This window comes from Caballeronia sp. LZ034LL (assembly GCF_031451215.1).
Lineage (GTDB): Bacteria > Pseudomonadota > Gammaproteobacteria > Burkholderiales > Burkholderiaceae > Caballeronia.
Map to the genome: position 1 here is coordinate 1,386,267 of NZ_JARUXR010000003.1, position 9,401 is coordinate 1,395,667.

The window sequence follows — 9,401 nt, forward strand, 5'->3', positions numbered from 1 at the left end:
CGTGCCTGAACGTACCTGAAAACGCTATCTCACCGCCGCCGCATTGAGCGCATTGAGCAACGCGAGCGGATCGAACGGCTTGCGCAGCTGGATGGCGCCGGGCAACGCACGCCGTTCGTCAGCGCTGAGCGCGAGGTCGAAGCCGGTCACGAAGACCACGCCGAGCTCCGGCGTCTCGCGCGACGCAGCAATGGCCAGCGCCACGCCCGATTCGCCCGCGAGATCGACATCCGTCAGCAGCACTTCGAAGCGCTGCGCGCGCAGCAGCGTCATCGCTTCGTCGACGCTGCCGGCTTCCGTCAGATCCAGGCCAAGCGTGCGCAGCAGCTCCGCGCTGCTGGCGCGCACCAGTTCATTGTCTTCGACGTACAGCACGCGCATGTGCGCGAGCGCGTCGTCGGTCGGAGCGTCCGGGACGTTCGGTACGGCATGTCCGGCTGTCTCGGTGGGCTGTGTCTGCTCCGGCCGCTGCCCGAGCACATGGCGGACCTTGCGTGCCAACGCCTCGTGCGTATAGGGCTTGCTCAGCAGATCGATGCCTTCGTCGAGCCGTCCGGCGTGCACGATGGCATTGTCCGTATAGCCCGACGTGAACAGCACCACGATGCCCGGCACACGCTCGCGCGCCTTGCGGGCCAGCTCGGTGCTGCGCAAGGGGCCGGGCATGACGACATCGGTGAACAGCAGATCCACCGGCACACCGCTCTCGACGATCGCCAGCGCACTCTGCGCATCCTTCGCCCGCAGCACGCGATAGCCGAGATCCGCCAGCAGTTCGACGACCGTCGCGCGCACTTCCTCGTCGTCCTCGACGACGAGAATCGTCTCGCTGCCGCCCTTCGCCGGACCCGCGTCGATGGTGGTTTCGAGATCCTCTTCCTCACGCGCGCGCGGCAGGTAGATGCGCACCGTCGTGCCGTGTCCTTCCTCGCTGTACACCTTCACGTGGCCGCCCGACTGCTTGACGAAGCCATATACCATCGACAGGCCGAGGCCCGTGCCCTGGCCTTCGCGCTTGGTCGTGAAAAACGGTTCGAACGCGCGCTCCTGCACTTCCGGCGACATCCCCGCGCCCGTATCCGTCACGGCGACCATCACGTACTGGCCCGGCGCGACATCGGCGTTGCGCAGCGCATAGGCTTCGTCAAGTGAAGCGTTGCCCGCCTCGATCGTCAGCTTGCCGTGGGCGTTCATCGCGTCGCGTGCGTTGATCGCCAGATTGAGCAGCGCGTTCTCCACCTGGAACGGATCGACGAGCGTGTTCCACAAGCCGCCCGACACGATGGTCTCGATCTCGATGCCGTCGCCCAGTGCGCGGCGGAACATGTCGTCGAGACCGCGCACGAAGCGTCCGAGATTCACGACCTTCGGCGCGAGCGGCTGGCGTCTGCCGAAGGCGAGCAGCTGCGAAGCCAGGTTCGCGCCGCGCGCGACGCCCGCCAGCGCGTTGCGCACGCGCTGCTCGGCCTTCTCGCGTCCGGCCACGTCCTTGGTGAGCAATTGCAGGTTGCCGCCGATCACCTGCAGCAGATTGTTGAAGTCATGCGCGACGCCGCCCGTCAGCTTGCCGATGGCTTCCATCTTCTGCGCCATGCGCAGCGCCTCTTCGGCGTGGCGCAGCGCGTCGGCGGTTTCGCGGTCGGCGGTGACGTCGCGCCCCACGCCATGAATGCGCCGCGTGCGCGGGTCCAGCGCGACGTTCCAGGCAATCCAGCGCCAGCCGCCATCGTGACGCATGAAGCGGCATTCGTAGCGCGCGGACAGGCCGGTGGCGCGCAGGCGGTCGAGCTGCACGGCGGCGGCGGGGGCATCGTCGGGATGGACGAGATCCATCACCGTGTGCGAATGCAGGCGCTGCGAGTCGAAGCCGAGCAGATGCGTCCACGACGGGCTCACCCGCAGCAACGCGCCTTCGAAGCTCGCGACATAGAACAGGTCCTCGCTCAGTTCCCAGAGGCGGTCGCGGTCCGCGACGGCATCGGCTACGCGGCGTTCGAGCGTTTCATTGAGATCGCGCAGCGCATCCTGCGCCTTGGTGCGCTCGCTGATCTCGTCCTGCGCGGCCTGGAAGAGGCGCGCATTGTCGATGGCGATCGCCGCCTGCGATGCGATGCCGGACAGGATCCGCTCCGCGCGCTCGCCGAACACGCCCGCTTCCGGATGCCCGAAGAACAGGCCACCGAGCACTTCGCCCGTGCGCGACAGCACCGGCGCGGCCAGATAGCTGCATACGGCGAGATGACCTTTCGGCATGCCGTGATGCGGCGCGTTGTGGCCATAGCGCGGGTCTTTCGTGATGTCGTCCGAACGGACGATGCCGTCGCCCCCGAAGGTCGGCCCGAAGACGGCGGTGTTGCGCGGCATCGGGAAGCGGTCGAAGGTGTCCTTCGGCACGCCCGACAGCGTGTAGAGCGTATAGCGTCCGCCCTGTTCGTCGATCACGTTGTAGAAGAACGAGCCGAACGCGGCGCCGGTCAGTTCCGTCGCGGCATCGACGACGACCTGCACCGCGCGGCTCAGTTCGAGTTCGCCCGCCACCGTGTTGCCCACACGGTTCAGGATTTCCAGCGTGCGCGATTCGTCGCGCAGCTTCTGCTCGGTCTCGTGGCGCAGCCGCGCCAGCCGCAGATTGCTCGCGACGCGCGCCAGCAGTTCGCGCGCGGAGAAAGGCTTGGTCAGGTAATCGTCGGCGCCCGCTTCGAGGCCGCTCACGCGCGCCTCCTCGCCGGCGCGCGCCGACAGCAGCACCACCGGCGTCTCGCGCAGGCGGTCGTCCGCGCGCACGGCCCGCAGCAGGCCGAAGCCGTCGAGGCCCGGCATCATCACATCGGAGACGATGACCTCCGGCGGCGCGGCGCGGGCCATGGCGAGCGCCGCCTCGCCGTCCTGCGCGACGCTCACCGCGTGACCAGCGGCGCTCAGCATGCGGCGCATGTAGTCGCGCAGGTCGGCGTTGTCGTCGACGACCAGCACGCGGCCCGGCTCCGCATCGGCCGGCGTCGGCTCGACGGCGCCTTCCGCGCCCAGCGGCGCGTCTTCCTCGCGCGGCACGGTGTCCGCGTCGGCGCGCTCTTCGGCGTCCGGCATCCAGCGCAGCGCGGCATCCACATAGGAGCGCGCGCGGGCGCTGGCCTCGGCGGGCGGTGTGACGGGCCGGGCGGATTCATCGGCATCGGCGTGAAGGGCGGGCAGCCGCACCGTGAAGCGGGTGCCGTCGCCCAGCGTGCTCGCGGCCTCGATGGTCCCGCTGTGAAGCCTGACCAGCTCCTGCACCATGGCGAGCCCGATGCCGCTGCCTTCCACCGAGCGTCCCGTCGCGCCCGCGACGCGATGAAAGCGCTCGAACACGCGCCCGAGCTCGTGCTGCGGAATGCCGATGCCGGTGTCGCTCACCGTCATCTCGATGCCATGCTGCGCATGATCGCGCAGCGCGATGCGGATGACGCCGTCGAACGTGAACTTGAGCGCGTTCGACAGCAGGTTCATCACGATCTTTTCCCACATGTCGCGGTCGATGTTCGCGAGCAGCGGCGCGGCCGGCACGTCGATCTCGAGGCGCAGGCCGGCGGTTTCGATCGCCGAGCGGAACAGCGACGCCAGTTCCGCCGTGAAGCGGGCGAGGTCGGTGAGCTGCCGGTGGATCTCGATGCGCCCGGCCTCGATGCGCGAAAAGTCGAGCAGGGCGTTGACGAGCTTCAGCAGGCGCAGGCCATTGCGATACATGATCTCGACGAGCCGCCGGTCCTCCACGCCGATGCGCGCCGGGCTCGCGAGCAGCTCTTCGAGCGGACCGAGCATCAGCGTGAGCGGCGTCCTGAACTCGTGGCTGATGTTCGAGAAGAAGGTGGTCTTGGCGCGATCGATTTCCGCGAGCGCTTCGGCGCGGCGGCGTTCTTCGTCATAGGCGTGCGCATAGCCGATGGCCGCGCCGATCTGCCCGCCCACCAGGTTCAGGAACGCGCGATAGCCTTCGTCGAACAGACGGTAGGGATTCAGCGCGACGATCAGCACGCCCGCCCGGCCCGTCTCGCCCGAAGGCGCGATGGGCACGAGCACGGCGCGGTCCGGCGCGACGTGCCACGCGCCCGTCGGCAGCGCCGTGCCGAAACGCTGCCGCAAGTCAGTGACCACGCAGGGCTGGTTGTCGCGCAGCACGCTCGCAAGCGGCCAGGCTTCGGCGCGGGCCGCAGGATGATCCGCGCCGATGCCGCACGCGCCGACCCGCTCGGCCGTCTCGCTGCCCGGTTCAGCCGCGAACAGCAGCGCGAACGGCATGTCGCGGGATGCGCCTTGCAGCGCGGCGACCGACAGACTGCACGCGTCGCGCCAGGTGCGGGCGTCAGCGGCGGAAGCGGCCAGTTCGCGCAACACGTTGAGCTGGCGCTCGCCGAGCACGCGCTGGGTGTCGTCGCTGTTCGCGCAGATGATGCCGCCGGTGCTGCCGTGGTCGTCGGGGATCGGGCTATAGGAGAAGGTGTAGTAGGTTTCCTCCGGGAAGCCGTTGCGCTCCATGATGAGCAGCTTCTGTTCGACGAAGGTGCCTTCGACGCCCGAGCGCGCCGTATCCAGCAACGGGCCGATGTCGCTCCAGATCTCGCGCCATACCACCGAAGTCGGCTGGCCGAGCGCATGCGGATGCTTGCCGCCGATGATCGACTTGTAGGCGTCGTTGTAGAAGAACAGCAGGTCCGGTCCCCAGCCCACCCAGATGGGCTGGCGCGACGTCAGCATGATGCGGATGGCCGTCTTGAGGCTCTGCGGCCAGTGTGCGGGCGAACCGAGGGCGGTCTGCGTCCAATCCGCCTGGCGGATGAGGGCGCCCATTTCGCCGCCTCCCAGGAGGAAGCTCGGGTCGAGCCCGTCGCTCCTCGAATCCGCGATCAGATTGTCAGCTTTCATCGACGGTTGGTCTCCTCGCCCTGTCTCGATGTGGCGACGTGAAAGGTTCAGTGCCGGACCGCGCGTGCCGCCGCGTGTGAGCACGTCCGGATTCTCGCATGGAACGGGTTTTCAATTCTGCCGTGTGCCCGTGGCAGGCGCGTCCGCAAAGGCGCTCAGGCGCTCAGGGCGCGGCGACCGGATCGAGGCCGGTGGCGCGCACCGTGTCCTGCACCTGTGGCGAGGCGAGATAGCGCAACAGCGCGCGTGCTTCGTCGGGATGCTTTGCGCCCACCGGAATGCCGGCGGCGAAGCGCGTGACGGACTGCACCTCCTCGGGAATCCGGCCGACGAACTGCGCGCCCTGCACCGGCAGCAGTTCGCTCACCTGCTGCAGGCCGATCTCGTACTCGCCGTTCGCGACGACCGAGGCCACCGGGATTTTCGGCACCATCTTCGCCTTGGCCTTGACCTGATCTTCGATGCCAAGTTTCCCGAACATCTGGTTCTGGATATACACACCGCTTGCGCTGTCCGAATAGGCGATGGACTTCGCGTGCAGCAGCGTCTGCTTGAAAGCCTCCACGCTGCCGATGTCGGGCTTCGGTGCGCCCGCGCGCACCGAGACGCCGATGCGGGAATCGGCCAGTTCGACGCGTGAATCCGGCATCACCTTGCCTTGCTTGATGAGATCGTCGAGCGCATAGCCGACCATGATCACCACGTCTGCCTGCTCGCCCCGCGCCAGACGGTTCGGGATGGCTTCGGGCGCCTTGCCCATCGATGGGCCGAGCGCGGTATCGAGCGTATTGCCGGTGGACGCTGCGAACTTCGGGCCGAGGATCTTGTAGGCCGCGGTGAAGCCGCCGGAACTCATCACGTGCAGTTCAGCCGCCTGAACAGACGATGCGGCCGTGGCGACGAATGCGCTGACAGCGGTGCCGACAGCGAATTTCCTGAAAAGCGTTTTCATGGGCGTCGAACGTTGGGAAGGGGGGCAGCCGCATTTGAACCCAAAGCGGCGCATCGGCGCAAGCGCCAGCGTGCATCGGCATCGGAACGCATTTTGCTGGACTCGTTTTTGCTGAACGTGTGGTGCAGCAAAAACGATCAATAGACCAGCCGAATTCCCGTCGAACATGTCAAGACCGATGCCCAGGACTCAACCCTTATCAGAAGCAGGCGCGCACGAAGGCTTCGACATCTATGCGTCGTATGTCGTGAATGCGACGGGCATGCATATCGGCACGCTGAAAGTCGTGAGAAAGCGCGACAAGCGAGTGCTTTATCCCTTCGACGGTTGCGAGACCATCGGCCCGTTCGAATCGAGCGAGGATGCGCGGCACGCGGCGGAAGCCCTGGGCGTGCGCATCGTCGAGGCGGATATCGCGAATCCCGAACCCTGAAGGCGCTGCACGTTGTCCTGCGACATCCATTGCCAAGCCGCCGACGCGGTAAGAAGCGCCGCGTCATGCGTGGCCGGGCGGCAAGTTTGGCGCGTGTGATGGGGAAAACCCCAGCGCGGCGATCGTCCTAGGACATGCGGCCCATGCGGCATGCGTCTGTATCTTGAAGCTCAAGGCGGTGCAGGGCGCGCGAATCCGCGTGCGGCACCGGGCTACTGACGCATCGGGAAGACGACCATGAGCGAACAGCACCTCACACCGCGGCAAGGCCATCGGGCGCCGCAGTTTCACGCGCCATCGCGCGGACCGATCCGGCGCGCGATGGCAGCCTCGGCCATCGGCAATGCAACAGAATGGTTCGACTACGGCATCTATAGCTACGGTCTCACCTATATTTCGGCGGCGCTGTTCCCCGGCAGCACGGCGCAGGCCACGCTGTTCGCGCTCGCGGCTTTCGCGATCTCGTTCCTCGTGCGCCCGCTCGGCGGACTGTTCTGGGGGCCGCTCGGCGACCGGCTCGGCCGCAAGCATGTGCTGGCGCTGACCATCCTCATCATGTCGATGGCCACGCTGCTCGTCGGCCTGTTGCCTTCCTATGCGAGCGTCGGCCTGTGGGCGTCCGCGGCGCTGGTCGTGCTGCGCATGATCCAGGGCTTCTCGACCGGCGGCGAATATGGCGGCGCGGCCACTTTCATGGCCGAGTACGCGCCGGATCATCGGCGCGGCTTCTGCGGCAGCTTCCTCGAATTCGGCACGCTCGCGGGCTTCTCGCTCGGCGCATTGCTGATGCTCGGCTGCTCGGTGCTGCTCGGCAACGACGCGATGCACGCGTGGGGCTGGCGTCTGCCGTTCCTGGTCGCGGCGCCGCTGGGGCTGATCGGGCTGTATCTGCGCTCGAAGATGGAAGACACGCCGGTGTTTCGTGAATGCGCGGAAGCGGCGGAACGCGAGACGCATGCGGGCTTGCCGTTGCGGGAACTCTTTGCGCAGTACTGGCGGCCGCTGCTGCAACTCGGCGGTCTCGTGGTGGCGCTGAACGTCGTCAACTACGTGCTGCTCGCCTACATGCCGACGTTCATGAAGAAGGAACTCGGCATGAGCGACAACCTTTCGTTGCTGCTGCCCCTACTCGGCATGCTGTCGATGATGGTGCTGCTGCCGTTCGCCGGGTTGTTGTCGGACCGGATCGGACGCAAGAAGGTGTGGTGGCTGTCGCTGGTGGGCATCTTCGTCGCCGCCGTGCCGATGTTCTCGCTGATGTCGCATGGCATTGCGGGCGCGCTGATCGGACTGGCGGTGCTGGGGCTGCTCTATGTGCCGCAACTGGCGAGCATCTCGGCGATGTTCCCCGCCATGTTCCCGACGCAGGCGCGCTATGCGGGCATGGCGATCGCCTATAACGTGTCGACTTCGCTCTTCGGCGGCACGGCGCCCATGGTCACCGACTGGCTCATCGGCCGCACCGGCAGCACGCTGGTGCCGGCTTATTACATGATGGGCGCGTGTGCGGTCGGCGCGGTGGCGTTGCTGTTCGTGACGGAGACCGTGGGGTGCTCGTTGCGTGGACGCGAGATTCCGGGACAGGGCGAAGGGCGGCGTGATGAGTCGCTCGACGGGCTGGGGGAGCACAGGCACGCTTGAGCGGCGTGGATTGTTCCGTTGCCACGATTGCATGTCCGGGCGAGGACACTCAAGACCCGAGCACGCGCTTCGACTTCGACGGACCTACATGCCCAGGAAGTCCGTGATTCTTTGCATCTGACGCTCCGTCAGTGCTGGGCCTCTGCCGGTGAGATACGTGCGTAGCATTTCCGACGTGATGTCCGAATAGCCTCGGGCAGTCAATTCTGCTTGCAGACTTTGGGGTGCGGGTCCTTCCCCGTCGAGCCACGCATCGATTGAGTCGGACTCCGCCTGACTCAATTTCGTATGGTCCCATTGGAACTGTACGAGTTGCTTGCTTCCCCACGAAGGTTCAGGTTGCGGAGGAGTCACCGGGCCTTGTTGCGCCGTCCTGCTGGTTCCCGGCTGAGGCTCCTGCGTGGCGCCGCTGGTCCCTGGCTGAGGCTGTTGCGTAGTGCCGCTGGTTCCTGGCTGAGGCTGCCCGGCGCCGTGGGGCTCGGGACCCGTGCGTGGTCGTTTCGTCGGCGGTTCTGCCGTATCGCGTGCGTTGCCTCCTTGGATCCATTCTTGTGCTTCAGCCGAATAGCCCCCGGGCGTGTCTCGAACCTGTTGGACCCAATCTTCCCCTATGCCGGTTTCCAGGCTGCTTTCTGCGACTGATTTGCCCAGATCTTTTCCTAGCATGATCCTGTGGTATTGCTCCTCGCTCATGGGATAACGAATTTGATCGGGCGCGCGTGCGGGCTGGATTCTCCAGGGTCTGTCTTGCGGGATGCGGTCAATTGGAAGGTGATTTTTCGCGGCATAACGCATCCCGCTGTGATAAGCGGCCAGTTCGTTACCGTCGGTGATTTCGAGTGCGACCTCCCGTAGCGATTTGCCTTCCCGGAACCCTTCGTATATTCGCCAGCCGCGCGACTGATAGATCCGATCCTTCTTCCCCCCGATTTCCAGGGGTCTGAATTTGTCGCTCTCATTCACATATCGTTGAATCCATTTCTTGGCGGTGGTGGGTTGCACACCAAGTTCGTGCGCGACCTCCCTCAAGGTTTGTCCGCTTTCATAGAGGTCGAAGGCCTGTCGCATGTCCCTGATGGGTACCCGGGGCATGCCGCCCTTCAGGCCTGTGTCCAGATCGACTTCCCAGTTGCCCTTCTCATTGATGTGCATCTTGGGTGCATTGGGCGAGCCTTCACGCGGTTGCATCTGCCAGCGATGAGCGGTGTCGTTCCAGTTCACCGGATATGTTTTGCCGTCCTGCTGGATGTAAGGCTGGCCGCCTTCGTCGCGATACAGGCCGCGGTAGTCTGGGTCAGGGGTGAGCTTGCCGGAGGGTGAACGTGAATATTCCTCGGGCACCAGCGGGATGCCTGCCGTCGAGCTTGATGGAGGGATTGCGCTCTCCGGTACCGACGTGGAGAGTTCAGGTTTCGGCGCATTGACGGGTTCGCCATGCGCATTGGCTTCCACGGGTTTGATCTCGTCGGCGGCCTT

At 65.9% G+C, this 9,401-nt stretch carries 5 protein-coding genes; 2 read left to right on the plus strand and 3 right to left on the minus strand.

Going from position 1 to position 9,401, the window contains the following annotated elements; all coding sequences use genetic code 11:
- Positions 1 to 24: 24 nt before the first annotated feature.
- Positions 25 to 4,899 (minus strand): response regulator, encoded by a 4,875-nt coding sequence (locus QCE83_RS27360; protein WP_309818667.1) that lies wholly within the window; start codon positions 4,897 to 4,899, stop codon positions 25 to 27.
- Positions 4,900 to 5,062: 163 nt separating this feature from the next.
- Complete coding sequence (locus QCE83_RS27365) at positions 5,063 to 5,851, minus strand: substrate-binding domain-containing protein (protein WP_309818669.1); 789 nt, start codon at positions 5,849 to 5,851, stop codon at positions 5,063 to 5,065.
- Between the two features lie 178 nt (positions 5,852 to 6,029).
- On the opposite strand from QCE83_RS27365, the gene QCE83_RS27370 reads away from it, so the two are divergent.
- Together QCE83_RS27370 and QCE83_RS27375 are read left to right on the plus strand one after the other, a co-directional pair.
- The gene (locus tag QCE83_RS27370) at positions 6,030 to 6,284 is read left to right on the plus strand and encodes a DUF6723 family protein (RefSeq protein WP_309818671.1); all 255 of its coding nucleotides are present in this window, start codon (positions 6,030 to 6,032) and stop codon (positions 6,282 to 6,284) included.
- A gap of 237 nt (positions 6,285 to 6,521) precedes the next feature.
- Positions 6,522 to 7,925 carry an MFS transporter gene (locus QCE83_RS27375; RefSeq protein WP_309818673.1) on the plus strand — a complete coding sequence of 468 codons (1,404 nt, stop codon included), beginning with the start codon at positions 6,522 to 6,524 and terminating at the stop codon, positions 7,923 to 7,925.
- Positions 7,926 to 8,009: 84 nt separating this feature from the next.
- Here the strand turns inward: QCE83_RS27375 and QCE83_RS27380 are convergent.
- On the minus strand, positions 8,010 to 9,401 hold a 1,392-nt coding region (locus QCE83_RS27380), incomplete at its 5' end, for a helix-turn-helix domain-containing protein (RefSeq protein WP_309818675.1).

Bases quoted from the DNA above. Each gene is read 5' to 3' on its own strand.
- QCE83_RS27360 (WP_309818667.1), bottom strand. From the start codon at position 4,899: ATGAAAGCTGACAATCTGATCGCGGATTCGAGGAGCGACGGGCTCGAC.
- QCE83_RS27365 (WP_309818669.1), bottom strand. From the start codon at position 5,851: ATGAAAACGCTTTTCAGGAAATTCGCTGTCGGCACCGCTGTCAGCGCA.
- QCE83_RS27370 (WP_309818671.1), top strand. From the start codon at position 6,030: ATGCCCAGGACTCAACCCTTATCAGAAGCAGGCGCGCACGAAGGCTTC.
- QCE83_RS27375 (WP_309818673.1), top strand. From the start codon at position 6,522: ATGAGCGAACAGCACCTCACACCGCGGCAAGGCCATCGGGCGCCGCAG.